Source organism: Stutzerimonas stutzeri (assembly GCF_051028275.1).
Classification (GTDB): domain Bacteria; phylum Pseudomonadota; class Gammaproteobacteria; order Pseudomonadales; family Pseudomonadaceae; genus Stutzerimonas; species Stutzerimonas stutzeri_AS.
On record NZ_CP069269.1, the window covers coordinates 604,809 to 631,252 of the forward strand.

A 26,444-nucleotide genomic window follows, 5' to 3' on the forward strand; every position below is an offset into this window, starting at 1 on the left:
GTGACCGGCAATCTACAGCGTGTTCCAGAGCGAGTCAAAATCTTCGCCCTTGGAAGTCGGCTGGGTACCCCGGGCTGTGACCGTAGTCTCCTGAGCGGTGGGGGCGAGGCCGACCAATTGATACTCGAACTGGTTATAGCTGCTGGTACCTGCCTGTCGGCGGCACAGCATCGCGCGTTGCTCATCTCCGTTCTGGTTGATCTGTACCTTCTGGCCCTCCTGAAAAGGCAGGCGCGGTACGATCAGTGTAGCCGGTCGGGAAATCACACTGATTTCCGGCAGGAGAAGGGCACGCAAGTATTCGCTGCCCTGTTTGGTCTTGCTGAGCAGGCGAAGCCCACAGGGGTATGCTTGGGGAGCGATGAGTTCTACCCCCATGTGCGGCCCACTACCGCGAACCTGGCGCACCCAGCGAACCACCGCGATGCTCCAGCTCTGACTGGTCGCGTCCTTAAGGCCTAGTAGTTCGCCTGCCTGGAGTTGCGCCGGAACCTCGCCGGGCCAGGACAGGCAGTAGCCGCCGGGGCTATGGTCGACCCGTTGCACTTCGAATGTGGGGAACAGGCAGTCCGGCGGTGAGCTTGGCGGCTCGCTTTCCGTTGTCGGTATGACAGGTCGGACAAATTCTATGTGATCGTTATCTGCATAAGGTTCGTCTTCCTTGACGATCTGAGCATCGAACGCCACGGACCAGACGTCGGGCGCCGCATTATTCAGTTTGAATACAGCGGATCGAGCCGCGTCGGGATGCTGCAGTAGCTCGCTGAACGGACGTTCGTTCGCCACGTAGTAGTGCAGCGCACTCATGCCAATACACAGCGTCATCGATCCCTGTGTTGGGGTGCGTTGAAAGCTTCGCTCGGAGATGTCGCCCCAGGCGGCACTGACATGCAGTAGAAGGTCGGGGTTGAGCCCCTCAGGTATCGCGAGCCTTTTGGCCTCGGGCGCGTCGTCGGGCGACTGTAGGTACGCCTGGATGGCATTGACCAGCCCATGCGGGTCAATGCCGAGCAGATGGGCGCGTTCCTGGCCGGGAAACATCGAGCGATAGCGCGGCGGGCCATCGATGCGTGCGGGTACGCCGAACAGGCTGGTCGGCCCGAGCCTTGTCTGCAGCTGGACGAGCGCGCTCCAGGGGTCGAGCAATTGTGCGAGTTGCCCGATACGCTGCTGGCGCATCTGGTTGCAGCGGGCACAGCCCAGCATCAGCGCAACGATGTAGCTCTGTTCTGCGCTGAGGCCTTGAACCTGATAGCCCAGTTCATCGCGCACGAGGGCTCGCTGTACGCCATGCGTGGCGGCAATCGCGTACAGCTGATGGAGTTCGAGCCACAGGCCGTCGGGTGTCGGGCTGTACAGCTGCGTCGAGCGCACGAGTATTGCGCTCAGGCTTCGGATGGCTCGCTGTAGAGCAACGGTAAGCAATTGAAGATGTTCGCGCCCGGCTTGTGGTGCCAGCTCCGCGGAGATCAACTTGTAGCCGATTGCCAGATGGTTGTGTAAAGCCTGACACAGGCCGGCCACTTTGCGCGCGCGTTCGCCGAGTACGATCGGTTGGTTTATGAAGTATCGTTCCAGTTCTCGGCAGACGAAATGAATCTCCGGCCTCAGTAGTTCAAGCAGCTGGAGACGATTCTGCGCACTGGTGCGCAGCTGATTGAGCTCGCGCGTAGCCTGGTATAGCTGCCGAGCCGTCTCGCCAAGGTTTGCCTTGGGCAGGCCGGACAGCCAGCGCTTCATGCCGCGCACGCTAGGTTCGCAGAAAGACAACTCCTGGCAATCCGGCGTCGGTACACGCAACAGCAGTGGCTGACTCAGGTTTTCCAAGCGGTAAGCTCCATGGCACATCCGCGAACCGCCTGGATGCAGCTGGTTGCGAACATGTCACTTCGTGATATCAATTTGCAATCGTCGAGGCGTCATCATAACCAGCTTGGCTCAATTGGCCAGTAGCAACCGACCATTGGTTTAGTTAGAGCTGGGTGGCATCTGGGGGCAGCGTCGTGGTTGTGGGCGCCAATTTGGCTCTGCCCAACGCTTCGCCCATGCTGACCGGCGACAGCGCTGACAGTTCGTCATCCCAACTGACCTGATCTGGCCCAAACAGCAGAATCACCGTTGAGCCAAGTTTGAAGCGGCCCATTTCTGCACCTTTCTCCAGATGAATTGGTGCACGCGCCGCCTCGTCGTAGCGGAAGGTTTTGAGGGTGCGTTTGGGAGGCGTTACCAGCCCTGCCCAGACGGTTTCGATACTGGCAACGATCATTGCGCCTACCAACACCATCGCCATTGGGCCCCGTTCTGTATCGAACAGACAGACCACGCGTTCGTTGCGTGCAAACAGCTCCGGCACGCCTTCAGCGGTCACTGTGTTCACGGAGAATATGCGACCCGGTACGTAGACCATCTCCCGCAGCGTGCCGGACAGCGGCATGTGCACCCGGTGGTAGTCCTTGGGCGAAAGATAGACCGTAGCGAAATCGCCACCCATAAATGGCGCAGCGCGCTCATGGTCGCCGCCAAGCAGCTCCATGACGCTGTAGCTATGACCTTTGGCCTGAAAAATCCGGCCCTGCTCGATCCTGCCGAGCTGGCTGATCGCGCCGTCGCAAGGGTTCAGGATCGCGCCTGGCGTCTGGTCGAGCGGACGTGCGCCGTCTTTCAGGGCGCGGGTAAAAAATGCGTTGAAATGCTCGAACGACGTTGGCTCTTCGATTTGCGCTTCATGCATCGGTACGCCGAAATGCCGGATAAACGCCTTGATGAAGGTGTTTTTCACCCAAGGCAGCCGGCACTCGGCGAGGCAGCCGGCGAGGCGCGAAATAAGGTGGTGTGGCAGTAGGTACTGACTGAATACAAACAAGCGATCTTTCATGGTGGACCTTTTCATTGCTGGATCGGCGTGTCGGGCAAATTGCCCCATTCGCCCCATGAACCGGCGTACCCTTTGACGCGCGGATAGCCCAGGGCCTTGGCCAGCAGGTAGGTGAAGCCAGAGCGGTGATGCGTCTGGCAGTGGGTAATGATTTCCTTTTCAGGTCTGATGCCCAGCTGCAGCAGTTGTTCGGCGATGTCCTCACGGATGCGCAGCGCATGCGCCCGGTCCATGCCGGCTATCCATTCGAAGTTGATCGCGCCGGGGATGTGCCCGGCGCGCGCTGCCAGGACTTTCTCGCCGCGGTACTCCTCTGGCGATCGAGCATCCCAAATCACAACATCGTCGGCACCCAGGCGGCTCTCGATATATTCCCGGGTCGCTGTGGGAGCTTCATGCAGCTGCAGGCTGACGGGCCGAGTACAAGGCGGCGGTGTTTCGGTCGACAGTGGTCGGCCTTCGCTCCGCCAGGCATGCAGTCCACCGTTGAGGTAGTGATACCGGGAGTGGCCGATGACATCGAGCAGCCAGATGAAACGCCCGGCCCAGCCGCCGCCTTCGTCGTCGTAAACCACGTATATCGCATCCGGCCGATGGCCCAGCGCAGCGAACATGGTTTCGAGCTGTGCCTGGTTGGGCAACAGGCCTGGAGCGGGTGGTTGGCCCAATTGGGTCTGTTTCGGATCGACGAAGCGGGCACCGGGCAGATGGCCTTCGGCGTAGCGGGCAGCACTGGTCAGATCAACCAGGATCAGCTCAGGGGTGTCGAGACGCGCAGCAAGATCGTCCGGCTCGATCACCAGGGGCAGGTTTGAAAAGGCGGGCACGGCAGGCCTCTGTCTGTGTGAAAGGTCAGAGTCTAGCGAAAAAGCTCAGTGTCGGCGCTTGCTGAACGTCGTCAGCGCACGCTCGATGCATTGGACTGTCTTGTTGAACGCTTGCAGGCGGGCTTCGCTGAAAAGGGTGTTCTGCTGATCTGCGACCACGAGCATTACCACGCGCCCTTCATGACCAACGGAGCGCATCAGCACATGCTCGCTTGGGAACAGGGCTTTAAGGCCACCCGGCAGCAAAGCGGAAAACTGAGCGACATTTTCAGGGGTCAGCCGCAACAGCGCCGGTTTCTCCAGCAGTCGGCGCAGCACCTGACTTTGGCCCGGTTCGAGGACTAGCCTGGATGCCCCTTCGGGCAATCCGCGGCTTTGCTGGCCTGCCAGGCGGTTCTGCTTGCGATCTACGAGCATCAGCAGGGTGCGCTGCATGCCGGTACTGGCGATGGCGTTGCATGCGGTCGCTGTCAGTTGCAACACATTGTCGTAGGGGCTGCGCTCGCTTAACAGCTCACGACAGAGGTCACGCCATTCGTTCTGCTCTTGCGCAGTGGGCGGCTTCTCAGTTGCAATGTTGGCTGATTGAAACAGGCTTTCCCACGGCCACAGCAGGCCTTGAGCGGGATGCCAAAGGTCGGTTCGGCCGATTGATCTGGCGCTGGCGGCTGCCTGCTGGTGCACTAACTGCTGCAGTTCCGCCAATGGCACCTGAAGATAGAGTCCGGCTAGGCGCTGCCATCGCAGGCTGTGAATGCCGCTCCAACTGTGATGCGAAGACAGCGCGAGGCCGTTGGCCAGGACGACAGTATTACTCGGCAAGGTAAGCCAGCGGCGCAGGTCCGGGTTGGCGTCCAGCAGCTGTTGCTGATGCAATGGATGCTCATTGTCGCGGGCGATGTGCAGGGCTTTGATAAGCATTCGGCGGTTTTCGCTGAGCAGGCGGTAGCCCTGCGGAATCCAGCCGGGCAGCGCCCACCGTTCGGTCAGGGCCACACACAGTTCCAACAGCGATACGCCCAGCAGCGATTGCTCGACCTGGCGTGCTGGCTCGCCTTTGACCAGCACGCGCTGCTCCCAGGCTTCGAGCAGGTCCGGGTAAGCTGCAACAAGCGTCCAGACTGGCGAGAGAAACAGCAGGCTGCTCCAGTGGATTTCCTGCCAGAGCCGCGCCAGACGGGCTGCGAACAGACCATTGGCCTGCTGGCTCGCGTGCTTGCTGATCAGCACCATCTGCCGCAGAGGTGCAGGGATATCCTTGGCCTGAGCGGCCGGAATCTGCTTGAACAGAACCTCTGCCCGTTTGAGTCCGATGCGGCTGAGCGCAACCTCCAGGCTTTCAGCTGGCTTGTTGGCCGCTGCTGCGTCCCGGTTGGCCTCACGAACGACGCTGAGCGCCAATACCGGACTTTCCTGAATCAGTTCGGCAATCTGGCGCATGGACAGGCTGCTGTCGCGCAAGGCTCGCTGCACGCGCGCATACGGCTCGGCAAAAGCGGGCAGCACAACGGCGTCCAAGGCCTTGATCCATGCGGGTAGCGTACGGGGGAGCGGGGTCGTGGTCATGATGTCGCCGAACTAGCATTTCATCGGGATGGCCTTTAGTCTGGCGCAAAAGTTCCGATAACCAGAACAATTCTTTTCATCTGCACTTCCGCCTGACCCCAATCAAGATCGTGCAACATCGCACAGCTTGTTTCAGGTGCCCTGAGATCAGGTTTTAGACGTACCTACCTATGGCAAAGATAATCGGCATCATCGTGGTAATCGCCAGTGTCCTCGGCGGTTTCATTCTGTCCGGCGGCAAGGTCGCCGCGCTCATTCACCCGTTCGAGGTGATGATCATCGGTGGTGCCGCGCTTGGCGGCTTCCTGCAGGCGAACCCCGGGAGCACGACCAAGATCGTGTTCAAGAAGTCACTGCAGATGTTCAGCAGCCGTTTTACTCACAAGTATTATCTGGAAGTGTTGGGGATGCTCTACGAGATCCTCAACAAGAGCCGTCGCGAAGGGATGATGGCCATCGAAGCCGACCTTGAAGATCCGAAAGCCAGCCCGATCTTCAGCAAGTACCCGGCGATTCTGAAAGACGAACGAATGACCGCGTTCGTCTGCGATTACCTGCGCATCATGTCGTCGGGCAACATGGCGCCCCACGAGCTTGAGGGCTTGTTCGACATGGAGCTCAATGGCTTGAAGGAAGAGCTCGAGCATCCCTCTCATGCCGTGGCGAAAATTGCAGATGGTTTGCCCGCGATGGGAATCGTGGCTGCGGTGTTGGGAATCGTGATCACCATGTCGATTCTGGCCTCCGCGACCAACGCCGAGATTGGCGAGAAAGTGGCGACGGCTCTGGTGGGCACCTTCCTCGGCATTCTTGCGTCCTACGGATTTTTCGGCCCGCTGGCCGGGGCGCTCGAGCATGATGCCAAGGAAGAGCTCAATCTGTACGAGAGCATCAAGGCGACGCTGGTCGCCTCCGCTTCCGGTATGCCGCCGACGCTGGCAGTGGAGTTTGGCCGCAAGGTGCTTCTGCCGGCGCACCGCCCAAGCTTCGTCGAGCTTGAACAAGCCATGCGTGGCAGTTAAGCGCGACCATGGACAATACCCAACCAATCATCGTCAAGCGGGTCAAGAAATCCGCGGCGGGCCATCACGGTGGCGCCTGGAAGATTGCCTTCGCCGACTTCGCGACGGCCATGATGGCGTTCTTCCTGGTGATGTGGCTGATGTCGTCGGCCACCCCGGAACAGAAGCGTGCCATTTCCGGCTATTTCCAGGATCCCATCGGCTTTACTGAAAGTGCGAGCCCCCACGTGATCGACCTGGGCGGTACCCCGACCCCCGCGCCGGATCGCACGCTCAACGAGGCAGTCGACCCTGCCGTGCAGCAAAGCGCAGCCGCGCTGGATGCCGAACAGGTGGAAACCTTCGCTGAACAGTTGGAGCGTGAACGTCTCGATCTGCTGCTCCAGGAGCTGCAAAACAAGGTCAACGAGAACCCCGAGCTGACCCGCTTCAAGGATCAGATCCTGTTTGAAATCACCCAGGATGGGTTACGCATCCAGATCATGGATGCGGCGAATCGCCCGATGTTTGCGCTGGGCAGTGCTCAGTTGCAACCTTACTTCGAAGATATTCTGCTGGCGATGGCCGACACGATTCGCGCTGTGCCAAACAAGACCAGTATCAGTGGTCACACCGATGCCAAACCCTATTCTGGGCGCGGCGAATTCGGTAACTGGGAGCTCTCGGCAGGGCGAGCCAACGCGGCCCGGCGCGCACTGGTCGCAGGAGGCTATCCCGAAGAGCAGATTGCTCGCGTGGTGGGCTACGCCTCTTCAGCACTGTTCGATCGGGAGGACCCGCTTAACCCGGTGAATCGGCGCATCGACATATTGGTGCTGACCAAGAAGGCCCAGCGCGATATCGAGGGCGAGCAGTCCGATGCGGCCAGTCCGTCGTCGGAAACGGACCCTGCCGGCAGCGCCCCGCCTGTTGGCTCAGGTCCTGCGGCGGGTACGGCTGCAGCCGGTAACAGCAATGCGGTACCGAGTGCTGGAGTTGCCGATCCGCTCCAGCCTGCGGAGCTGCGCCAGCGATTGAATATCTTCGAGGAAGGGGTACTCACTTTCGACCAGCCCGGCGGTAACTGAACCGAGCTGAACGTGACGATCCGCCGATTAGTACTCGGTCTCCGGCAGGCTGCTGATAATGTGACGATAGCTGTTCATCCGCTGCGGCTGGATCTCGCCTTGCTCCAGCGCTTTGAGTAGTGCGCACCCCGGCTCGCGGTCGTGCTTGCAGTCGCGGAAGCGGCAGTGTCCCAGTAATTCCTGAAACTCGATAAAGCCCGCTTCGACGTCGGCGCGGCTGACGTGCCCGAGGCCGAACTCGCGGATGCCGGGCGAGTCGATCAACTCGCCGCCGCCAGGAAAGTGAAAGAGGCGTGCTGTGGTTGTAGTGTGTGTGCCTTTGCCGGTCATCTCCGAAAGCGCGCCGACTCGGGTGTCGACGCCGGGCAACAGGCTATTGACCAACGAAGATTTGCCCACGCCGGATTGACCGACGAACACGCTGACGTGCCCATCGAGCCGGGCTTTCAGCGCGTCCATACCGGCGCCGCCGTGTGCTGAAACCTCCATCAGCGGATAGCCCAGCTTGCGATAAACGCTCAGAAGGGCATTCAACGCGCCTTCATTGTGCGCATCGATCAGATCGGCCTTGTTCAGCAGCAACAAGGGCGTGATCCCGGCATGCTCGGCCGCGATGAGGTAGCGGTCGATGAGGTTGGCGTGCGGCTCCGGCAATGGCGCAAATACGATCACGATCAGGTCGACATTGGCCGCAACGGGCTTGAGCTGGCCCCGTGTATCAGGCCGGCAGAGTTCCGACTGGCGTGGCAGTTGCGCAACGATCACCCCGATGCCCTGATTACCAGGGCGCCAGACTACGCGATCACCGGTTACCAATGCGGGCAGGTTGGCGCGCAAGTGGCAGCGAAAGACCTGACCGCACTGCTTGCCTTCCTGAGCCTCGACTTCGACCTGTACACCGAAGTGGGCGATGACCAGGCCAGTCTGTTCCGGGCCGAGATCGCCGCCCTCCAATTCTTCCACAGCACGTGATTCACGCCGAGCAGCGCGGGTGGCGCGCTCTTCCTGAATCTTCTCGATACGCCAACTTTGCCGGCGGTTGAGTTGGCGTTTGGCCATTTTCGTGCGGTGCCCAAGATTGATAGGTAGGCGAGTCTAGCATGCCATCAGGCGGGATCATGGGTCTGTATGGTCCGGTGGAAGCCGGCTAGACTTCACCTTCAGTCTCTTGTGCGACGCGGGCTCATGCCAGTTTCCTCCGTTAGGCGTTACCCCGCCTTGCTCGCCCTGTTGGGTCAGCTGTCATCATTGATCATCTGCTGGCTGTCGCTGGTGGCGTTGGCTCGCTTGGGTGACTGGCGTTTCAGTCTGTTAGGCGCTGCCTGTATTCAAGGCGCTATCGCCGCTCTGATTGGCCATCGCCTCGGGCTGTCGCGCTGGTGGCTGCCAATCAACCTTGCATTCGTGCCGGGGTTGGTTCTGCTGCAGGATCATGCGCTTCCGCCCTGGTTGCTGCTGGTTGGCTTTCTAATCTTGCTGATGTTGAACTGGAATGCCCTGACGGAACGGGTCCCGTTGTATCTCACCGGCTCCGCCGCCGAGCAACAGCTGGCGCAACGGCTGCAGGCGCTGCCGGACGGATTTAGCTTCATCGACCTAGGAAGTGGGCTCGGCGGCACGCTGCTGCGGCTGGCGCGGGTTCACCCGTCGGCGCATTTTGTGGGTGTCGAGACGGCGCCGCTCACCTTTGCGCTGTGCTGGCTGCGCTGCTTGTTCCAGCGCAACTGCCGGGTGCGTTTTCGCAGCTTCTGGCGTGAGCCGCTGGGCCAGTACGATGTAGTCTACTGCTTCCTCTCTCCAGCGCCCATGCCGGCGTTGTGGCAGAAAGCCAAGGCCGAGATGAAGCCGGACGCATTGTTGATTAGCAACAGCTTCGAGGTGCCTGGCGTCGAAACGCTTGAAACCCTCTCCGTCGACGACTGGCGGCGTTCGCGTCTGCTGATCTGGCGGCCAGGGGCTGTCGCGCAGCCTGACGGCCGTTCCGCAAGCGGCTAAACTGCGCGTTACGTTCAAGGAGCCCACCATGCAGAACCCGCAGAATCTTATCTGGATTGACCTGGAGATGACCGGTCTGGATCCGGACAACGATGTCATCATTGAGATGGCTACCATCGTTACCGACAGTCAGCTCAACGTTCTGGCCGAAGGGCCGGTTATCGCCATCCATCAGAGCGATGAAATCCTATCCGGTATGGATGAGTGGAATACGCGCCAGCATGGCGGCTCCGGCCTCACTCAGCGAGTGCGCGATAGTCAGATTTCAACGGAGGAGGCGGAGGCTCAGACGCTGGCTTTTCTCGAACAGTGGGTGCCGAAAGGCAAGTCGCCGATCTGTGGAAACAGCATCTGCCAGGATCGGCGATTTCTCTACCGTCGCATGCCGCGCCTGGAAGCCTACTTTCACTACCGCAATCTGGACGTGTCGACGCTCAAGGAGTTGGCGGCGCGCTGGGCACCGGAGGTACTGTCTGGTTTCAAGAAAGGCGGCACGCATCTGGCACTGGACGACATCCGCGAGTCGATTGCAGAGCTGCGCCATTACCGCGAGCACTTCATCAAGTATTGATCCTGTCGCGATTCGGACGGGATCAGCAAGCTGCGTGCCGCATCCACGCAGCTTGAAGCGATTATCGGCCCAGTCTGCGCAGCTCGTCCGACTCGACCACCCGTGTACCTTCGGCTTCTTCGAGCGCTAGGCGCCAGAGCGCGCGCGCCAGGATGCAGGCCGAAATACCGCGGTATTTGCCCGGCAAAAGATAAGAAAGCGGGGCGGTCAGCCGTTCGACAGGGCGCACCTGCATGCGTGGCCCCAGCAGCTGCGAAGGCCGCACGACGGTCAGTTGTGGCCAGTGCTGAGCGCGTAGTGCATGTTCCATTTCGCCTTTGACACGACAGTAAAAAATTGAACTGGCTGGGTCGGCTCCAAGCGAGCTGATCACCAGTAGATGTCGCGCTCCCATTTCCCTGGCGCGCTTGGCGAAGGCGACGACCAGATCATGATCGATGGCGCGGAAGGCGTCCTGGCTGCCGGCTTCCTTCAGGGTGCTACCCAGGCAACAGAAAGCGGTGTCGACGTTGCCTGACAGCTGCGGTAGCAGCGTCTGCAGCGGTCCAACAGGATTCTCCAGCCGGGGATGTGCGGCCAGTGCTTTGCGGCTTGGGGCGAGCACGCACTCCACCGTTGGTTCGTTGAGCAGGCGGTCGAGCAGATGCTCGCCGGTTAGCCCGGTGGCGCCGGCAAGCAAAATACGCTGTGGCGTCAGATACATGGTTTGGCTTCCTGAGACGATCAGTCGGTCGGTGTCGGTTTGTTTTTTGTCAGCGCCAGCCAGTGTTCGACCACCTGTTCTGGTGCCCAGATCTGCGGTTCTGAAGCCTGATAGTGGTCGGCTTGTTCCCGTTCGGCAACCCTCGCCTGTGCCAGCATGAAGGCTTGAACGATGCCCTCACGCTCCTGTAGAGCTTCGGCGAACAGTGCGCGACCGAAGTAAGTGAAATCGCTTTCCTCGGAGCAGCCGAACGACACTCGGTCCGGGCGCGCTGCAGTAATCACGGCCGTGTTCGGACTCTTGAGCGGTTCGATGAAGCCGCCGGAATAGCAGGCTGAGATGACTATGATTTTGTTGCGCTCGGCGAGTGGCTGCATCAGCGAGGCCAGATCAGCGGCTGGCAGATATTCGAGGGCCAGTCGGGGCTGCGCCAGTACCAGCTGATGGTCCGCGGAGCCGTGGCTGGTCAGGTAGATGAATATCAGGTCTTCAGGGCCGCTTCGCTCGGCCAGTCTGGCGATCGCGCGTGAGAGATTCTCGCGAGTGGCCAGGGGGCGGTCGGCGATGTGGTCACGGTGGTTGACCAGGCTGATCTGGCCGCGGGCACCGAAGCGTTCGCCCAATAGCGCGTCCACGTAGTCGACCTCGCGCAGGAACACACTTTGTTGACCATCGCCTGCAAGAGTGAGGGTGTAGAGCTCAGCCTCCGGGGTCGATGGCGGCACCGCATCGAGGGCGTCCGTGAGCAGCTGGCCTTGACGCAACAGGCCGATCTCCAGCGGGTCGGCAAGCCGGCTACCCTGGGCGTCCTGGCTGAGCCGGCCCGCCCGCCAGGTGCCGCTCTGTTTGGTGCCGTCTGCGAGGAGGAGGGTGCCCTGCCCATCGTACAAACCTGACTGAAAACGACCCTGGTAGCGAGCGCCATCGCGGTGTTGGAGGTCGCCTTTGCCGTGGTACTGCCAGCGCTTGAAGCCACCCTTGTAACGCGTGCCGTCAATGCCGGCGTAGCTGCCTTGGCCGCTCAGTTCGCCCTGTTTGAATTCGCCCTGCCAGACGTTACCTGCGGCATCTTCGTAGCGTCCCTGGCCGTGAAATTGATCGTCCTTGAACTGGCCCAGGTAATGTTCGCCGTCGTTACCGCGATATTGGCCTTCGCCACTGAGGCGGCCGTCAGTGAAGGTGCCGCTGAACGCTCCGCTGGCATCACTGCGGGTGCCCTTGCCCTCGGGTTGGCCCTTGACGAACGCACCCTCATAACCGACGCCGTCGGCCTCCTGCAGCTTGCCGATGCCGTGATAGAGGCCGTCCTCGAACTCACCTTCGTAGCTAAGGCCAGGCTCGGTATAGCGACCTGCGCCGTTTAAACTTCCGCGTTCGAAATGCCCTTCATAGACGCCCCCCTCGGCGTATCCGAAGCGCCCCTGGCCGTCGAACAATCCGTGTTTGAAAGCACCCTCGTAACGATCCCCATTGGCGCCTTGCCAAACGCCATGGCCGTGCCACTGTCCGTCCGTGAATGAGCCGAGGTAATAGCTGCCGTTGGGGTAGTCGATACGTCCTTCGCCCTGCAGCAGCCCATCGATGACGTCGCCCCGGTAGCGCCCACCGTCAGGCAGCACAGCATCAGCAGGCAGTAGTGGCTCGCCATCACCGCACGCGGCCAGGAAACAGGAGAGCAGGAGTGGAGCGAAGTGGCGCATGCGGCTATCCGGAAGGGCGACGCCGCAGTATGCCGCAAACGCGGCGGGAGGCGGCAACCGCCCGGTCTGCCCGGTCAGACGAAGCAGAGCGCCAGTGGCTCAGCAATATAGGCGGGTTTATCGACACCCTCGATTTCCATTACGGCGCGCGACTTGAGCAGCCATTGCCCCGGATTTTTCTCGTAGGCGTCGAGGAGCGTTGCTGCTACACGGACTCGCGAGCCTACTCTGACTGGCTGAATGAAGCGCAGGCTGTCGAGTCCGTAGTTGACACCCATCTTGGTGCCTTCGGGTCGAATCATCAGTTCGTCCATCAGCATCGGCAAAAGCGACAGCGACAGGAAGCCGTGGGCGATGGTCCCGCCGAACGGCGTCTGCGCAGCCTTTATCGGGTCGATGTGGATGAACTGGTGGTCGCCCGTGCAATCGGCGAATTGATCGACTCGCTGTTGGTCAACGGTGAACCATTCGGAGCGACCAAGCTCCTTGCCAATGTAGTCCTTGAGTTCTGCTACGGGTACTTGCGGCATATATCCTCCGGGCGCTTGTTGTTTTGTTCGGATGTGGCGCAAACGCTAGATCAGCACGCGGCTGATGACGAATCAACCAAGCATGGTCCGTGCGAATGGCGGGCTATAGCTTGATCGTGAGCTATCACGAGTGTCGTTGTGGCGGGATGCTTATAATTGCGCTCCTTTTGTTCTGGAGGCTTACATGCTGCTGCGCGGATTGACCTGGCTGCTGCTTTTTCAACTGATGGGCACCGTGATCAATGTGATGGTGCTGCCAATGCTGCCCGGCCCGATCATCGGACTGCTGTTGCTGTTCGTTGCGCTGCTGGCTCGTGGACAGGCCGGCGAGTCGCTGCAGGTTGCGGCAAGCAGTCTGTTGCGTTATCTACCGCTGTTGCTGGTGCCGCCCGCCGTGGGCGTCATGGCATACACCGAAGCGATTCTTGAGGACTTCTGGGCGATCATCGGTGTGCTTGTGCTCTCGCTGGTGGTGTCGCTGGTATTCACCGGCTGGTTGATGCAAACACTGATTCGCCGTCAGCAGCGCAAGGCAGGCCGCGCATGATCGGGATGCAGTGGCAGGCGGCGTGGGATGCAGTGATTCACCATCCGCTGTTCGGTGTGACGATTACCCTGGCGGCGTTCCAGCTGGCTTATGCAGCCTACGAAAAAACCCGCTGGGTGTTTTTGCAGCCAGTGCTGGTCTCGATGGTGGTGGTGGTCGGCACGCTTGTCCTGTGCGGGCTGAGTTATCAGGATTACCGCGAAAGCGCCCAGATGCTGACCGTGCTTCTCGGGCCGGCCACGGTGGCGCTGGCGGTGCCGCTGTATCTCAACCTGCGCAGGATTCGTGAGTTATTCAGTCCGATCATGCTCACCTTGCTCGTTGCGGGTATCGGTGCCACCGCGCTGGGGATGGTGCTGGCCTGGGCCTTTGGCGCCGACCGGATGATCCTGATGACCCTCGCGCCCAAGTCGGTCACCTCGCCCATCGCCATGCTGGTGGCCGAGCAGATCGGCGGTGTGGTGGCGCTGGCCGCGGTATTTGTCATGATCACAGGCATTATCGGCGCGATCATAGGTCCGGAACTGTTGCGCAGGTTTGGCGTTCAGCATCCCGCTGCGCGAGGCATGGCGTTGGGGCTGACCGCGCACGCGGTGGGTACCGCTCAGGCGTTACAGGAAGGCGACGAGTGCGGAGCCTTCGCTGCGCTGGCGATGAGCCTGATGGGCGTCATGACTGCAGTGCTGCTGCCACTGGCCGTGCTGATGTTGGCGTAAGGAGTTCTGAATGAAACTACCGTTGTTTCCACTTGATACCGTGCTGTTCCCTGGGTGCATCCTTGATTTGCAGATATTCGAGGCACGTTATCTGGATATGGTCAGCAGCTGCCTCAAGGCGGGACACGGTTTCGGTGTGGTTCGCCTCATCGAGGGCAGTGAGGTGGGGTTGGCGCCAAGCGAATACGCCTCGACCGGTTGTGAAGCGCTGATTCGCGACTGGCAGCAGCGCCCTAATGGCTTGTTGGGAATTCGAGTCGAGGGCGGTCGTCGCTTCGATGTTCAAGCGGCCGAAGTGCAGCGCGATCAGCTCACTGTGGCTGACGTGGCCTGGCGCAGTGCTGAAGAAGAAACGCCGCTTGGCGAGGAGCACGCCGAATTGGCCGTCCTGCTGGAAGCGCTGGGTCAGCACCCTTTGGTTCAGGCATTAGGGATGCCCGGTGCCGTGCGTGGCCAGCGTTCACTGGCGTACCAACTCGCTTATCTGCTGCCATTCCAGCCCCAGCAGAAAGTCGAACTGCTGCAGCTGGATCAGCCACAGCAGCAGCTGGAGCGAATCCAGCTATGGCTTGAGCAGTTGCAGGGCGACTCTCGCGAATAGCCGTCAGATGCAGCTATTGATATTTGTAGAGCAGCATTGCGCCTGGCAGCGCCCAGATCGCGAATGCGCCAATCAGGCCCAGGGTTGCGGGCAAGATCAACCACCAGACTTTGGGCGACATCGCCTGCATTGGGCTGCGCCATTGCGCCAGCGTAAGGCTGAGCGCGCAGATGGTTGCAGCCAGCACTGCGCCTGCGATCACGTCGGTCGGCCAGTGAACCCCTAAATAGACACGCGAGAGGGCGATAGCGGTCGCCGGCAACCCCGCCAGCAATACCCAGGCCAGGCGGAGGCGCGGCGGTTGGCCGCGGCCTGCAAGCACGCCGAGAGTCAGAAAAAAAGCGAACGCCGCGGAGCTATGGCCGCTAGGGAAGCTGTAGCTGCTCAAGGGCTCAAGCAAAATCTCTGGCCTGATTCGGCCAAACAAGGCCTTGAGCGCACCATTGGCCAGTGCCGTGCCGAGCAGGGTAGCAAGTGCGAACGCGGCGGCACGCATCTGGCGGGTAGCGAACAGGAGCAGGCATAGCAGCACCGCAGCCCAGAGCTGCGTATGAAAATCACCTGCCCGGGTAATGACGACCATGAATTGATCGAAGAAGGGGCTGCGCTCGCCCTGCACGACTTCCATCAGTCCCTCGTCGAAAGCGACCAGATAGGGCCAGCCGACAAACAGTCCGACCAGTACCGCAGCGCAGAGTCCCGCCGCTATTGGTGTGACCCAGCGGACCTGGTGCAGGCTGCTGTGCACGATGCCGCCGGCCAGGATCGCCAAGGCGCCGATCACAACCCCCGTTTCGCCCCAGAAGCCCTCCGGCAGTGGCAGGCGTACCGCTGCGCCGGCGGCCCAGCCTGGGAGCAGGTAGGCCATTGACCAGCCGGCTGCGGCAAACAGGCTGACCAGCAGGAAGCGCCCGAACGGCATGTCCATCATGCCCGCAGTGAGCGGCAGCATTGGCCGCAATGGCCCAATGAAGCGGCCCACCAGCAGGCTGGCTATGCCGTAGCGTTCAAAATAGACCTCGGCGCGTAGCAGCCATTCGGGATGGCTGCGCAGTGCTCGCAGATTTCTGATGTTCTGGTGATATCGTCGGCCAAGGCCATATGAAAGCAGATCTCCGAGCAGGCCGCCGGCGTAACCGAGCAACAAGGTTTCCCCGAGAGTCAGCACGCCACTGCCAGCAAGCACAGAGATCGCGAACACCATCACCGTGCCGGGCATCACGAGGCCGACTACGGCCAGGCACTCGAGGCAGGCAACCACGAAGATGCTAAGTCCAAGCCACTCTGGATGATGGGCGAGCCAGCTAGTGAGTGCAGCGAGCCATTCAGGCATTGTGTTTGTTTTTCCTTGAATCGAGACGGCTTTCGACCCGGCGCTCGGCGCCTGGGTTTCACGTGGACATCATAGCGCTCGGCACAAATGCGACAGGATAGTGATCGGGCATTGATACACGAAGCGCTTTGGCGGCGCGTGTTACAGCCATTCGCCGGGCGCTGCTGTGCGCGAGGCTCCAGGGTAGCTATAATCCGTCGCTTTCCCTTCAGTCAGGCAAGTCCAGACCATGACCGAGTCCGTACAGGATTACATGACCCGCCTCGGTCGCGCCGCGCGCGAGGCGTCGCGTGTGCTTGCGCGCGCCACTACCGCCCAGAAGAACCGGGCGTTGCGTGCCGCCGCATCCGCGCTCGACTCAGCCCGCAGTGAGCTGGTCGAAGCCAATCAGCAGGATCTCATGGCCGGGCGCGCCAACGGCCTCGATGACGCGATGCTCGATCGTCTGGCTCTGACGCCGGCGCGCATCGATGACATGATCGAAGGCCTGCGACAGGTGGCAACCCTGCCTGATCCCATTGGTGAAATCCGCGATATGCGCTACCTGCCGTCGGGCATCCAGGTCGGCAAGATGCGCGTCCCGTTGGGCGTAGTCGGCATCATCTACGAGTCGCGGCCCAATGTGACCATTGATGCGGCAAGCCTGTGCCTCAAATCCGGAAATGCCACGATCTTGCGTGGCGGGTCAGAAGCGATTCACTCGAACCAGGCCATTGCCCGCTGCATTCAGCTGGGTTTGGCGGAAGCGGAGCTACCGGCCGCGGCTGTGCAGGTCGTCGAGACCACCGATCGTGCCGCGGTTGGTGCGCTCATCACCATGCCGGAGTATGTCGACGTCATCGTGCCGCGTGGGGGCAAGGGGCTGATCGAGCGTATCAGCCGGGATGCCAGAGTGCCGGTGATCAAGCATCTCGACGGCATTTGCCATGTCTTCATCGATCAGTCCGCTGATATCGACAAGGCTATTCGCGTCGCAGACAACGCCAAGACGCAGCGTTATGCACCGTGCAACACCATGGAGACGCTGCTGGTACATGCCTCGATCGCGGAGCGGGTGCTGCCTCCGCTGGTTGCGATTTACCGCGAGAAGGGTGTCGAGCTGCGTGGCTGCGCTCGGACCTGTGAGCTGATCGGCAGCGATGTGTCAGCTGCGAGCGAAGAGGATTGGTCCACCGAATATAACGCGCCGATCCTGTCGATCCGCATTGTCGATTCGCTGGATGATGCCATAGAGCACATCAATCGCTACGGCTCGCAGCATACCGACGCGATCATCACTGAAAACTTTACCGATGCTCGGCGCTTCATTACCGAAGTGGACTCGGCATCCGTGATGGTCAATGCGTCCACCCGTTTTGCAGACGGCTTTGAGTACGGGCTGGGTGCAGAAATCGGTATTTCGACCGATAAGCTGCATGCACGTGGGCCCGTTGGCCTGGAAGGTTTGACCAGTGAGAAATACGTGGTGTTCGGAGACGGCCACGTGCGTACCTGATGGCCTCGACACCCCGACCACGGCGCATCGGTGTGCTGGGCGGCACCTTCGATCCGGTGCATATAGGTCATCTGCGCGGCGCGCTGGAAGTGGCCGAGATGTTTGGGCTCGACGAGGTTCGCCTGGCTCCGAACTTTCGACCACCGCATCGGGAAACGCCAAACAGCTCTGCCCAGGACCGTCTTGCCATGGTGCGGCTCGCCGTGCAGGACCTGTCTGTGTTGCGTGTCGATGCGCGTGAGCTGGAGCGTGACGAGCCGTCTTACACCATCGATACGTTGGAGTCGCTGCGGGGCGAGCTGGCTCCGGATGATCAACTTTTCCTGATCGTTGGTTGGGATGCCTTTTGTGGGTTGCCTGGTTGGCATCGTTGGGATGAGCTGCTCCATCATTGCAACCTGTTGGTCATGCAGCGTCCGGATGCGGACAGCGAGGCGCCCGAAGCGCTGCGTGACCTGCTTGCGGCGCGCAGTGTAAGTGATCCGCTGACCATGGCCGGTGGCAGCGGGCAGATTGCCTTCGTCTGGCAGGCTCCCCTTGGGGTCTCCGCGACTCGAATTCGTCAATTTCTGGCCAGCGGCCGGTCGGTTCGTTTTCTCGTACCTGACGCTGTACTGGCTTATATCAATGCGCACGGACTTTACCGGGCGTCGAACTGAGGTTGTTTCAAGCTATGCAAAACGATTCTTTGGTCAATCTGGCCATCAGCGCCCTGGAAGACCTGAAAGGCGCCGACATCACCACCATCGACGTGCGCGGCAAAACCAGCGTGACCGATTTCATGGTGATTGCCAGTGGCACATCCAGCCGTCACGTGAAGTCACTGGCTGACAACGTGCTGGAAAAGGTCAAGGAGCAGGGCGTTCGTCCGCTCGGCAGCGAAGGGTTGGATGGCGGTGAGTGGGCGCTGCTCGACCTCGGTGAGGTGGTCGTTCACGTCATGCAGGTTCCGACTCGCCAGTTCTATGATCTGGAACGCTTGTGGCAGGGCGCCGAACAGAGTCGCGCGCAGCACGCAGGCGATCAGGAATAAGGCCGACCCGTGCGGATCAAGCTCATTGCGGTGGGTTCGAAGATGCCGCGCTGGGTGGAGGACGGCTGGCACGAATATGCCAAGCGTCTGCCCTCCGAGCTGCCTCTGGATCTCCATGAAATATCGCTAAACACTCGCGGCAAGAATGCCGACGTGGCGCGGTTGATTCGCCAGGAAGGCGAAGCCATGCTGGCGAAAGTCCAGCCTGGTGAGCGAATCGTGACACTTGAGGTGACGGGGCGCCCCTGGAGCACCGAGCAGCTGGCTAGCGAGCTGGAACGTTGGCGGCTCGATGCGCGAAACGTCAACCTCATGGTGGGCGGACCGGAAGGACTGGCCCCGGAGGTATGTGCACGCAGTGAGCAACGTTGGTCGTTGTCACCGCTGACCTTGCCGCACCCGCTGGTCCGCATCCTGATCGGCGAACAGATTTATCGCGCCTGGACGTTGCTGTCGGGCCACCCTTACCACAAGTAGTACAGCCAGACCGAAGATGTCCCAGCCGATTCCCCTCAAGGACCATGAAAAAGACGCCCGCCTGGTGCGTCAGCGCGTAATCGTGGGCGGGATTCTTGTCTTGCTGCTGATCGGCGTGCTGGTTGCGCGTCTGTATTACCTTCAGGTCATTCAGTACGAGCATCATTCAACGCTTTCGGAAAACAACCGGGTCCATGTGCAGCCCATACCGCCCACCCGGGGGCTGATCTTTGATCGCAGCGGCAAGATCATTGCCGATAACCGGCCGAGCTTCAGTCTGACCGTGACGCGCGAGCGCGCCGGCGACTGGCGCAAGACGCTCGACGCGGTGGTGGAGGTTCTGGAGCTTTCGAGCGAAGAGCGCGAGCTATTCGAGAAACGGGTGCTTCAGGGGCGCAGGCCATTCGAGCCGGTGCCGATCATGTATGAGCTGTCGGAAGAGCAGATTGCGCGGATTGCTGTCGATCAGTTCCGTCTGCCGGGCGTCGAGGTCGCGGCCCAGCTGGTCCGGCATTATCCCGAGGGTGAGCATTTCGCTCATTCGGTGGGGTACGTTGGCCGGATCAACGAGGCTGAACTCAAGCAGCTTGACCCGGTGAATTACAGCGGTACCCACCATATCGGCAAGACGGGCATCGAGCGCTTCTACGAGGATTCGCTGCACGGCCAGGTAGGGTACGAAGAAGTAGAAACCAACGCGCGTGGGCGCGTGTTGCGGGTACTCAAGCGCACCGATCCGATCCCTGGCAAGGACTTGACCCTGACACTCGATCTCGAGCTGCAGCAAGCCGCCGAGGCAGCATTGGGTGGCCGCCGTGGTGCGGTCGTCGCATTGCAGCCGAAAACCGGCGAAGTGCTAGCGATGGTCAGTCAGCCTAGCTTCGACCCCAACCTCTTCGTAACCGGTATCAGCTTCAAGGACTACGGGGAGCTTCGCGATTCCATAGACCGTCCACTGTTCAACCGTGTCCTGCGCGGGCTCTACCCGCCGGGGTCGACCATCAAACCCATGATGGCGGTGGCTGGCCTGGATACCGGTGTAGTCACCGAAAACAGCCGTGTTTTCGACCCCGGCTTCTTTCAGTTGCCTAACGTCAAGCACAAGTACCGTAACTGGAATCGCGGTGGCGACGGCTGGGTGGATCTAGAAATCGCCATCATGCGGTCGAATGACACGTATTTTTACGATCTTGCCCATAAAATGGGCATCGACCGAATGCATGACTACATGAGTCGCTTTGGGCTCGGCCAGCGTGTTGCATTGGACATGTTTGAAGAAACGGCTGGCTTGATGCCGTCGCGCGACTGGAAGCGGTCGCGTTATCGTCAGGCCTGGTATCCCGGCGAAACGGTCATTCTTGGCATCGGGCAGGGCTATATGCAGGCCACTCCGTTGCAGCTGGCCCAGGCAACCGCGCTCATGGCGACTCACGGCAAGTGGATCAGACCGCACCTGGCCAAAAGCATCGAGGGCGAAAAGCCTGTCGATCCGCAACCGATGCCGGACATTCAGCTTCGCGACCCCAGTTACTGGGATGCATCGATCGACGGGATGGTGCAAGTGCTGCACGGCGCCCGTGGAACAGCGAAAAAAGTTGGCGATACCGCCGCTTACCGCATCGCCGGTAAAAGCGGTACTGCGCAGGTCGTGGCCATCAAGCAGGGCGAAAAATACGACAGCGGCAAGCTCGCCGAACGTCACCGTGACCATGCGTTGTTTGTCGCTTTTGCGCCGGTTCACGATCCTCAGATTGCGGTGGCTGTAATGGTCGAGAACGGAGAGTCCGGCTCCGGTGTTGCTGCCCCGGTTGCAAAGCAGGTCATGGATGCCTGGCTATTGAACGAAGCGGGCGAGCTGAAGGCCGAGTACGCACCAGCCCTGACCGCCGAGGCCCCCAAGCAATGAGTGGAACATTTGATCGCACGCTGTCGACGACGGACGTGATGAGGCGTCGGGCATCGCTGCTGCAGCGCATGCATATCGATGGGTGGTTGCTGTTGCTGTTGCTGCTATTGGCGACAGGCAGCTTGTTCGTCCTTTATTCCGCCGGTGGCAAGAACGTCGATCTACTGCTGAAACAGGCATCCTCCTACGGGATCGGCTTGGGCGCCATGCTGGTGATCGCTCAGCTCGAGCCGAGGTTCATGGCGCGCTGGGTCCCGCTTGGTTATCTGGCTGTCGTCGCGCTGCTGGTGGCGGTGGAATTCGTCGGGTACACGGCCATGGGGGCCACCCGCTGGATCAGCATACCGGGGGTGATCCGCTTCCAGCCGTCCGAGTTCATGAAAATCATCATGCCAATGACGATCGCCTGGTATCTCTCTGCACGTGCGTTACCACCGAGCATCAAGCACACCATGATCAGTTTGGGCCTGATCCTCACGCCTTTCGTGTTGATCCTGAAGCAACCGGATCTCGGCACCTCGCTGCTCGTGCTGGTCTCTGGCGCGTTCGTGTTGTTTATTGCCGGGCTGCGCTGGCGGTGGATTCTGAGTGCGGTCGCTGCGTTGGTGCCCATCGCCGTGGCGATGTGGTATTTCGTGCTGCATAACTATCAGAAACAACGGGTGCATACCTTTCTCGACCCTGAGAGCGACCCGCTGGGAACCGGCTGGAATATCATCCAGTCGAAGGCGGCGATTGGTTCGGGCGGTGTGTTTGGCAAGGGTTGGCTGCTCGGCACCCAGTCTCATCTCGATTTTTTGCCCGAAAGCCATACGGACTTTATCATTGCGGTCCTGGCCGAAGAGTTCGGCCTGGTTGGCGTCTGTCTTCTGCTGCTGGTTTACCTGATGTTGATCGCGCGTGGGCTGGTGATCACGGTTCAGGCGCAGACGCTGTTTGGCAAGTTGCTGGCCGGTGCGCTGACGATGACATTCTTCGTCTATGTGTTCATCAACATCGGCATGGTCAGTGGGCTGCTGCCTGTAGTTGGAGTGCCGTTGCCCTTTATCAGTTTTGGTGGCACTTCATTGGTAACCCTGCTATCAGGGTTCGGGGTTTTGATGTCGATCCACACCCATCGCAAGTGGATTGCGCAGGTTTGACTAGAGAGAATTTCTTGAGCTCATTTCGTCGTGGCTGGTTGACAAGAATGCTCTGTGGAGCAGGTATCTTTGCAGCGTTCGGTAATGCTCCGGCGGCTCTTGCAGCCGATTACGAGGGGGAAAAAGTTGCCGATTTCGTTCGCGAGATGACGCAGGATTACGGATTTGCAAGCGAGCAGCTGACCGATGTGCTGGCGCAGGCAGAGCGCAAGCAGGTCATTCTCGACGCGATCTCGCGGCCAGCGGAGCGCGTCAAGGCGTGGAAGGAATACCGGCCTATCTTCATTACCGACTCGCGCATCGCTCAAGGCGTAGACTTCTGGCGCGAGAACGAGGCAGCACTCGCGCGCGCCGAGCAGGAATTTGGCGTTCCAGCGGAGGTGATCGTCGCCATCATTGGCGTAGAAACCTTCTATGGCCGCAACACCGGCAACTACCGGGTAATCGATGCACTGTCCACACTGGGTTTCGATTACCCGCCACGCCAGCCATTCTTTCGACAGCAGCTTAAGGAATTCTTGCTGCTGGCCCGTGAAGAACAGGTCGATCCTCTGACGCTAACCGGCTCCTATGCCGGAGCGATGGGGCTGCCTCAATTCATGCCGAGCAGTTTCCGGGCCTATGCCGTGGATTTCGATGGGGACGGCCATATCGACATCTGGAAGAACCCGGTCGATGCGATAGGCAGCGCTGCCAATTACTTCAAGCAGCACGGGTGGGTGGCTGCTGCGCCAGTTGTCGCACGGGCGACGATCAGCGGAGATCGACACAGCGAAGGGCTGACCGAGGGGCTTGAGCCGGTCAAGACTGCCGCTGAGCTGCGCGAATTGGGTTGGCAATGGCAAACCGAACCGAAGCTGGCGGAGGATACGGCAGTAACCGCGTTTCGTCTCGAGGGAGCCGAAGGTGACGAGTACTGGGTCGGCTTGCCCAACTTCTATGTCATCACCCGGTACAACCGTAGCGTGATGTATGCCATGGCAGTGCACCAACTCGCCGAGCAGCTGGCCCAGGCGCGGGGGGCACAATGACCTATCGTTCGCTGGCGATAGCGGCGGTCGCTCTGCTGGTGGTCGGGTGCTCGTCAGCGCCCACGCCTTCGCAGGCCCCGGCCCCGACTAAAAAAAGCGCAGGCATCAGTGGCCCGGAAGATTACGCGCGGCCACACAAGGACGGCGCGCCTTGGTGGGATGTGGACGTCTCAAGCATTCCGGACGCGACGCCTACGCCGCATTATGGGCCGTTCAAGGCGAACCCCTACACCGTGCTCGGCAAAACCTATTACCCGATCGGCGACGGGCGTAATTACCGGGAGACCGGAACGGCGTCCTGGTATGGGACCAAGTTTCATGGCCAACCCACCGCAAACGGCGAAAAATACGACTTGTACGGTATGAGCGCGGCGCACAAAACGCTGCCGCTCCCCAGCTATGTTCGGGTGACCAACCTAGACAACGGCAAGACCGTGGTGCTGCGGGTCAATGACCGCGGACCCTTCTATTCCGATCGGATCATCGATCTTTCCTTCGCGGCGGCTAAAAGACTGGGTTATGCAGAAACCGGAACGGCGCGGGTGAAGGTCGAGGGCATCGATCCGGAGCAGTGGTGGGCCGAGCGGGGTAGGCCGGCGCCGATGGTGCTGGCACAGCCGCAAAAGGTCGCCCAGAAGCCTGCTGCCGCGGCAATGGCACAACCTGTCGAGCAGTACACGCCGCCTCCAGCGCAGCACGCAGGCGCTACCGTGCCGATGGAAGTTGCGGCTGTGGGCAGTCCTGCCGCATCCGGCGCCGGGGTCTACCTGCAGGTCGGTGCTTTTGCCAACCCTGATGCGGCTCAGCTACTGAGAGACAAGCTCAGCAGCATGACCGCTGCACCGGTGTTCGTCAGCTCGGTCGTGCATCAGGAGCAGATCCTCCACCGAGTTCGTCTTGGACCTATCGACTCCGCGGATGAAGCCGCGAAACTGGAGCAGAGCGTTCGTCTCGCCAATCTCGGTAATCCCCGACGGGTGCGAGGCGACTGAAGTTTCATCTTGCTGAATGACACGCGACGCTGATTGACAACCGTTTTTGCCACACACCATTTCTGAGAGCGCAATGACTATCACGACCTTCGTGCACCGCCTGTTCCTTCTCACCGTGCTGGCCGTGGCGCCGGCCGCCTGGGCCGAGCCGATCATTCCGTCGCCACCACAGCTTGCCGCCAAATCCTACGTACTGATGGATGCGGCCAGCGGAAAGATACTGGTCGAGAGCGCTGGTGACGAGCGTCTACCACCTGCCAGCCTGACCAAGCTGATGACGGCCTACATCGCCACTCTGGAGATCAAGAAGGGCCAGATCTCCGAAAGCGACATGGTCACCGTGAGCGAAAAAGCCTGGCGTACCGGTGGCTCACGGATGTTCATTCAGGTCAATACTCAGGTTTCGGTGGACGACCTGTTACATGGCATCATCATCCAGTCTGGCAACGATGCCAGTGTCGCTATGGCTGAGCATATCGCCGGCAGTGAAGACGCGTTCGCCGATCTTATGAACAGCACGGCCCAGCGACTGGGTATGACCAATACCCACTTCATGAACGCCACGGGGCTTCCGCATCCGGATCACTATTCTTCTGCAGCGGACATGGCCAAGCTGGCCCGCGCCATCATCCACGAAGACCCCGCCCATTACGGGATCTATGCGCAGAAAGAGTTCTTCTGGAACAACATCAAGCAACCCAACCGCAATCTTCTGCTGTGGCGTGACAAGACTGTAGACGGCCTGAAAACGGGGCACACCGAAGAGGCCGGATATTGCCTGGTAGCTTCTGCTGTTCGTGATGACATGCGTTTGATCACGGCGGTGTTCGGTACCAATAGTGAGCAGGCACGTGCAGCTGAAACGCAGAAGTTGCTCACGTACGGCTTCCGCTTTTTCGAGACTCGCACCTTCTATCAGAAGGGTGTGGAGCTTGCGACGGCCCGCGTCTGGAAAGGCCAGCAAGACCAGGTGAGCGCTGGGCTCGCAAACGACCTGACCATGACTCTGCCGCGTGGGCAAATGGAAAAGCTTCAAGCCAGCCTCAGCTTCCAACCAGAGCTGATGGCGCCCATTCAGCAAGGTGATGTCGTAGGCAAGGTCGAGGTCACTCTCGATGGCCAGGTATTGCAGAGTACCGATCTCATCGCTTTGCAGGCCGTTGAAGAGGGTGGGCTGTTCAGTCGTCTGTGGGATAGCATTCAGCTGTTCTTCTTCAATCTTTTCAACTGAACCTCTGGAGCGCGTCCAGGCACAACGCCTGGCCGCCCTTGCGGATCATGAGTCCGTTGCCATGACTGATACCAAAAGCGAAACACAGCCACCGAAAATCGAATTTCCGTGCGAGCGCTATCCGATCAAGGTGATCGGAGATGCAGGCGAGGGCTTCATCGATACGGTGGTGGAAGTGATCCGGCGACATGCGCCGGATTTCGACGAAACCACCCTTGTGACCCGTGACAGTCGTAACGGGCGGTTTCTGTCCGTGCAGGTGCTGATCACCGCTACCAGCGTTGACCAATTGCAAGCGATCCACGTCGACCTGCGTGCTACCGGGCGCGTGCACATGGTGTTGTGATGAGCCCGCAAGCCACCGTCGCACATGTTTTGGTCGATTCTGCATGGGTGGGTGCTCGGTCATGAGTGCCTCGCTGCTGGCGGTGCGTGAGCTCGGTCTGGTGGACTATCCGATCGCCTGGCAAGCCATGCAGCGCTTCACCAATGAACGGGGGCCGGACACTGTCGACGAGATCTGGCTGCTGCAGCATCCTCGGGTGTTTACCCAGGGGCAGGCCGGCAAACCAGAGCATCTGCTGTTGCCTGGCGATATTCCAGTAGTACAGGCTGATCGAGGCGGGCAAGTGACCTACCATGGCCCGGGGCAGCTGGTGTGCTACCTGATGCTGGATGTCCGTCGGTTGGGCTTCGGTGTTCGTGAGCTGGTCAGCCGAATCGAGCAAAGCCTGATCGACCTGCTTGCCAGCTACGATGTACAGGCTTCAGCTAAACCAGAAGCGCCTGGGGTGTATGTCGATGGTGCAAAAATAGCGTCACTCGGGCTGCGCATTCGTAACGGGCGCTCTTTTCATGGCCTGGCGCTCAATGTGGATATGGACCTGGAGCCCTTCGGGCGAATCAATCCGTGCGGCTATGCCGGTATGAACATGACCCAGTTGGCCGATCTGGTCGCTGAGCCGATAGCGTTCGCCGAGGTCAGTGCGCGCTTGGCTGAACAACTAGGTAAGCACCTGGGCTACGCGCAGCAGCAGACGCTGACCGGCCAAGTATTAGACTGCTAGTTGCAACGAGCGCTGGG

Annotated in this window: 27 protein-coding genes; 18 read left to right on the forward strand and 9 right to left on the reverse strand. The window is 60.4% G+C overall.

The window, feature by feature from the left end; all coding sequences use genetic code 11:
* Window positions 1-12: 12 nt before the first annotated feature.
* The 4 genes from JQR87_RS02665 to JQR87_RS02680 form a co-directional block, all read right to left on the reverse strand.
* Window positions 13-1,827, reverse strand: coding sequence for a molecular chaperone (locus tag JQR87_RS02665; protein ID WP_407292846.1), 1,815 nt, complete (start codon window positions 1,825-1,827; stop codon window positions 13-15).
* A 145-nt stretch (window positions 1,828-1,972) separates the two neighbouring features.
* On the reverse strand, window positions 1,973-2,875 hold the full coding sequence (gene asd, locus JQR87_RS02670; protein ID WP_407292844.1) for an archaetidylserine decarboxylase: 903 nt from the start codon (window positions 2,873-2,875) through the stop codon (window positions 1,973-1,975).
* An 11-nt stretch (window positions 2,876-2,886) separates the two neighbouring features.
* Window positions 2,887-3,702 carry a rhodanese-like domain-containing protein gene (locus tag JQR87_RS02675; RefSeq protein WP_407292842.1) on the reverse strand — a complete coding sequence of 272 codons (816 nt, stop codon included), beginning with the start codon at window positions 3,700-3,702 and terminating at the stop codon, window positions 2,887-2,889.
* Window positions 3,703-3,747: 45 nt separating this feature from the next.
* Window positions 3,748-5,268, reverse strand: a complete 1,521-nt coding sequence (locus tag JQR87_RS02680) for an HDOD domain-containing protein (RefSeq protein WP_407292840.1) — start codon at window positions 5,266-5,268, stop codon at window positions 3,748-3,750.
* Window positions 5,269-5,438: 170 nt separating this feature from the next.
* Between JQR87_RS02680 and motA the strand changes: the two genes are divergently transcribed.
* Both motA and motB read left to right on the forward strand, forming a co-directional pair.
* Window positions 5,439-6,290 carry a flagellar motor stator protein MotA gene (gene motA / locus JQR87_RS02685; RefSeq protein ID WP_407292838.1) on the forward strand — a complete coding sequence of 284 codons (852 nt, stop codon included), beginning with the start codon at window positions 5,439-5,441 and terminating at the stop codon, window positions 6,288-6,290.
* A gap of 8 nt (window positions 6,291-6,298) precedes the next feature.
* On the forward strand, window positions 6,299-7,357 hold the full coding sequence (gene motB / locus JQR87_RS02690) for a flagellar motor protein MotB (RefSeq protein WP_407292836.1): 1,059 nt from the start codon (window positions 6,299-6,301) through the stop codon (window positions 7,355-7,357).
* A gap of 27 nt (window positions 7,358-7,384) precedes the next feature.
* On the opposite strand, the gene rsgA is transcribed toward motB, so the two are convergent.
* On the reverse strand, window positions 7,385-8,416 hold the full coding sequence (gene rsgA, locus JQR87_RS02695) for a small ribosomal subunit biogenesis GTPase RsgA (protein ID WP_407292834.1): 1,032 nt from the start codon (window positions 8,414-8,416) through the stop codon (window positions 7,385-7,387).
* Window positions 8,417-8,542: 126 nt separating this feature from the next.
* On the opposite strand from rsgA, the gene JQR87_RS02700 reads away from it, so the two are divergent.
* Both JQR87_RS02700 and orn read left to right on the forward strand, forming a co-directional pair.
* The gene (locus JQR87_RS02700) at window positions 8,543-9,352 is read left to right on the forward strand and encodes a class I SAM-dependent methyltransferase (RefSeq protein WP_407292832.1); all 810 of its coding nucleotides are present in this window, start codon (window positions 8,543-8,545) and stop codon (window positions 9,350-9,352) included.
* A gap of 28 nt (window positions 9,353-9,380) precedes the next feature.
* A complete protein-coding gene (orn, locus tag JQR87_RS02705) occupies window positions 9,381-9,923 on the forward strand; it encodes an oligoribonuclease (RefSeq protein ID WP_407292829.1) in 543 nt (180 codons plus the stop codon).
* Window positions 9,924-9,984: 61 nt separating this feature from the next.
* Here the strand turns inward: orn and JQR87_RS02710 are convergent, their stop codons facing one another.
* From JQR87_RS02710 to JQR87_RS02720, 3 genes are all read right to left on the reverse strand, one after another.
* The gene (locus JQR87_RS02710) at window positions 9,985-10,626 is read right to left on the reverse strand and encodes an oxidoreductase (RefSeq protein WP_407292827.1); all 642 of its coding nucleotides are present in this window, start codon (window positions 10,624-10,626) and stop codon (window positions 9,985-9,987) included.
* A gap of 20 nt (window positions 10,627-10,646) precedes the next feature.
* On the reverse strand, window positions 10,647-12,326 hold the full coding sequence (locus JQR87_RS02715; protein ID WP_407292825.1) for a C13 family peptidase: 1,680 nt from the start codon (window positions 12,324-12,326) through the stop codon (window positions 10,647-10,649).
* A gap of 74 nt (window positions 12,327-12,400) precedes the next feature.
* Window positions 12,401-12,856 carry a MaoC family dehydratase gene (locus JQR87_RS02720; RefSeq protein WP_407292824.1) on the reverse strand — a complete coding sequence of 152 codons (456 nt, stop codon included), beginning with the start codon at window positions 12,854-12,856 and terminating at the stop codon, window positions 12,401-12,403.
* Between the two features lie 184 nt (window positions 12,857-13,040).
* Here JQR87_RS02720 and JQR87_RS02725 point away from each other — a divergent pair, with 184 nt between their 5' ends.
* The 3 genes from JQR87_RS02725 to JQR87_RS02735 are packed head-to-tail and all read left to right on the forward strand — an operon-like array spanning window position 13,041 to window position 14,720.
* Window positions 13,041-13,403: a CidA/LrgA family protein gene (locus JQR87_RS02725; protein ID WP_407292822.1), complete on the forward strand. Its 363-nt coding sequence runs from the start codon at window positions 13,041-13,043 to the stop codon at window positions 13,401-13,403.
* Window positions 13,404-13,408: 5 nt separating this feature from the next.
* Window positions 13,409-14,119, forward strand: a complete 711-nt coding sequence (locus tag JQR87_RS02730) for an LrgB family protein (protein ID WP_407297849.1) — start codon at window positions 13,409-13,411, stop codon at window positions 14,117-14,119.
* A gap of 10 nt (window positions 14,120-14,129) precedes the next feature.
* On the forward strand, window positions 14,130-14,720 hold the full coding sequence (locus JQR87_RS02735) for an LON peptidase substrate-binding domain-containing protein (RefSeq protein ID WP_407292819.1): 591 nt from the start codon (window positions 14,130-14,132) through the stop codon (window positions 14,718-14,720).
* 13 nt (window positions 14,721-14,733) lie between these two features.
* Here the strand turns inward: JQR87_RS02735 and JQR87_RS02740 are convergent, their stop codons facing one another.
* On the reverse strand, window positions 14,734-16,053 hold the full coding sequence (locus JQR87_RS02740) for a bifunctional DedA family/phosphatase PAP2 family protein (RefSeq protein ID WP_407292817.1): 1,320 nt from the start codon (window positions 16,051-16,053) through the stop codon (window positions 14,734-14,736).
* Window positions 16,054-16,282: 229 nt separating this feature from the next.
* Here JQR87_RS02740 and JQR87_RS02745 point away from each other — a divergent pair, with 229 nt between their 5' ends.
* The 11 genes from JQR87_RS02745 to lipB all read left to right on the forward strand — a co-directional run bounded on the left by JQR87_RS02745 (window position 16,283) and on the right by lipB (window position 26,427).
* Entirely contained in the window at window positions 16,283-17,548 is a 1,266-nt protein-coding gene (locus JQR87_RS02745; protein ID WP_407292815.1) for a glutamate-5-semialdehyde dehydrogenase, read from the forward strand.
* Window positions 17,548-18,207, forward strand: a complete 660-nt coding sequence (nadD, locus tag JQR87_RS02750) for a nicotinate-nucleotide adenylyltransferase (RefSeq protein ID WP_407292813.1) — start codon at window positions 17,548-17,550, stop codon at window positions 18,205-18,207. Before JQR87_RS02745 ends, nadD begins: the two co-directional genes overlap by 1 nt.
* A 14-nt stretch (window positions 18,208-18,221) precedes the next feature.
* The gene (rsfS, locus tag JQR87_RS02755) at window positions 18,222-18,581 is read left to right on the forward strand and encodes a ribosome silencing factor (protein ID WP_407292811.1); all 360 of its coding nucleotides are present in this window, start codon (window positions 18,222-18,224) and stop codon (window positions 18,579-18,581) included.
* 9 nt (window positions 18,582-18,590) lie between these two features.
* Window positions 18,591-19,058, forward strand: coding sequence for a 23S rRNA (pseudouridine(1915)-N(3))-methyltransferase RlmH (gene rlmH, locus JQR87_RS02760; RefSeq protein ID WP_407292809.1), 468 nt, complete (start codon window positions 18,591-18,593; stop codon window positions 19,056-19,058).
* Between the two features lie 16 nt (window positions 19,059-19,074).
* Window positions 19,075-20,964, forward strand: coding sequence for a penicillin-binding protein 2 (gene mrdA, locus JQR87_RS02765; protein ID WP_407292807.1), 1,890 nt, complete (start codon window positions 19,075-19,077; stop codon window positions 20,962-20,964).
* Window positions 20,961-22,106, forward strand: a complete 1,146-nt coding sequence (gene rodA / locus JQR87_RS02770) for a rod shape-determining protein RodA (RefSeq protein WP_407292805.1) — start codon at window positions 20,961-20,963, stop codon at window positions 22,104-22,106. The genes mrdA and rodA overlap by 4 nt, the downstream gene beginning before the upstream one ends.
* A 47-nt stretch (window positions 22,107-22,153) precedes the next feature.
* On the forward strand, window positions 22,154-23,137 hold the full coding sequence (gene mltB, locus JQR87_RS02775; RefSeq protein ID WP_407297847.1) for a lytic murein transglycosylase B: 984 nt from the start codon (window positions 22,154-22,156) through the stop codon (window positions 23,135-23,137).
* Window positions 23,134-24,129, forward strand: a complete 996-nt coding sequence (locus tag JQR87_RS02780; protein WP_407292803.1) for a septal ring lytic transglycosylase RlpA family protein — start codon at window positions 23,134-23,136, stop codon at window positions 24,127-24,129. Before mltB ends, JQR87_RS02780 begins: the two co-directional genes overlap by 4 nt.
* A 73-nt stretch (window positions 24,130-24,202) precedes the next feature.
* Complete coding sequence (locus JQR87_RS02785) at window positions 24,203-25,360, forward strand: D-alanyl-D-alanine carboxypeptidase family protein (protein WP_407292801.1); 1,158 nt, start codon at window positions 24,203-24,205, stop codon at window positions 25,358-25,360.
* 61 nt (window positions 25,361-25,421) lie between these two features.
* Complete coding sequence (locus JQR87_RS02790) at window positions 25,422-25,706, forward strand: DUF493 domain-containing protein (protein WP_407292799.1); 285 nt, start codon at window positions 25,422-25,424, stop codon at window positions 25,704-25,706.
* 61 nt (window positions 25,707-25,767) lie between these two features.
* Entirely contained in the window at window positions 25,768-26,427 is a 660-nt protein-coding gene (lipB, locus tag JQR87_RS02795) for a lipoyl(octanoyl) transferase LipB (protein WP_407292797.1), read from the forward strand.
* Window positions 26,428-26,444: the final 17 nt, after the last annotated feature.

Bases quoted from the DNA above. Each gene is read 5' to 3' on its own strand.
- asd (WP_407292844.1), bottom strand. From the start codon at position 2,875: ATGAAAGATCGCTTGTTTGTATTCAGTCAGTACCTACTGCCACACCAC.
- JQR87_RS02680 (WP_407292840.1), bottom strand. From the start codon at position 5,268: ATGACCACGACCCCGCTCCCCCGTACGCTACCCGCATGGATCAAGGCC.
- motA (WP_407292838.1), top strand. From the start codon at position 5,439: ATGGCAAAGATAATCGGCATCATCGTGGTAATCGCCAGTGTCCTCGGC.
- motB (WP_407292836.1), top strand. From the start codon at position 6,299: ATGGACAATACCCAACCAATCATCGTCAAGCGGGTCAAGAAATCCGCG.
- rsgA (WP_407292834.1), bottom strand. From the start codon at position 8,416: ATGGCCAAACGCCAACTCAACCGCCGGCAAAGTTGGCGTATCGAGAAG.
- JQR87_RS02700 (WP_407292832.1), top strand. From the start codon at position 8,543: ATGCCAGTTTCCTCCGTTAGGCGTTACCCCGCCTTGCTCGCCCTGTTG.
- orn (WP_407292829.1), top strand. From the start codon at position 9,381: ATGCAGAACCCGCAGAATCTTATCTGGATTGACCTGGAGATGACCGGT.
- JQR87_RS02710 (WP_407292827.1), bottom strand. From the start codon at position 10,626: ATGTATCTGACGCCACAGCGTATTTTGCTTGCCGGCGCCACCGGGCTA.
- JQR87_RS02715 (WP_407292825.1), bottom strand. From the start codon at position 12,326: ATGCGCCACTTCGCTCCACTCCTGCTCTCCTGTTTCCTGGCCGCGTGC.
- JQR87_RS02720 (WP_407292824.1), bottom strand. From the start codon at position 12,856: ATGCCGCAAGTACCCGTAGCAGAACTCAAGGACTACATTGGCAAGGAG.
- JQR87_RS02725 (WP_407292822.1), top strand. From the start codon at position 13,041: ATGCTGCTGCGCGGATTGACCTGGCTGCTGCTTTTTCAACTGATGGGC.
- JQR87_RS02730 (WP_407297849.1), top strand. From the start codon at position 13,409: ATGCAGTGGCAGGCGGCGTGGGATGCAGTGATTCACCATCCGCTGTTC.
- JQR87_RS02735 (WP_407292819.1), top strand. From the start codon at position 14,130: ATGAAACTACCGTTGTTTCCACTTGATACCGTGCTGTTCCCTGGGTGC.
- JQR87_RS02740 (WP_407292817.1), bottom strand. From the start codon at position 16,053: ATGCCTGAATGGCTCGCTGCACTCACTAGCTGGCTCGCCCATCATCCA.
- JQR87_RS02745 (WP_407292815.1), top strand. From the start codon at position 16,283: ATGACCGAGTCCGTACAGGATTACATGACCCGCCTCGGTCGCGCCGCG.
- nadD (WP_407292813.1), top strand. From the start codon at position 17,548: ATGGCCTCGACACCCCGACCACGGCGCATCGGTGTGCTGGGCGGCACC.
- rsfS (WP_407292811.1), top strand. From the start codon at position 18,222: ATGCAAAACGATTCTTTGGTCAATCTGGCCATCAGCGCCCTGGAAGAC.
- mrdA (WP_407292807.1), top strand. From the start codon at position 19,075: ATGTCCCAGCCGATTCCCCTCAAGGACCATGAAAAAGACGCCCGCCTG.
- rodA (WP_407292805.1), top strand. From the start codon at position 20,961: ATGAGTGGAACATTTGATCGCACGCTGTCGACGACGGACGTGATGAGG.
- mltB (WP_407297847.1), top strand. From the start codon at position 22,154: ATGCTCTGTGGAGCAGGTATCTTTGCAGCGTTCGGTAATGCTCCGGCG.
- JQR87_RS02780 (WP_407292803.1), top strand. From the start codon at position 23,134: ATGACCTATCGTTCGCTGGCGATAGCGGCGGTCGCTCTGCTGGTGGTC.
- JQR87_RS02785 (WP_407292801.1), top strand. From the start codon at position 24,203: ATGACTATCACGACCTTCGTGCACCGCCTGTTCCTTCTCACCGTGCTG.
- JQR87_RS02790 (WP_407292799.1), top strand. From the start codon at position 25,422: ATGACTGATACCAAAAGCGAAACACAGCCACCGAAAATCGAATTTCCG.
- lipB (WP_407292797.1), top strand. From the start codon at position 25,768: ATGAGTGCCTCGCTGCTGGCGGTGCGTGAGCTCGGTCTGGTGGACTAT.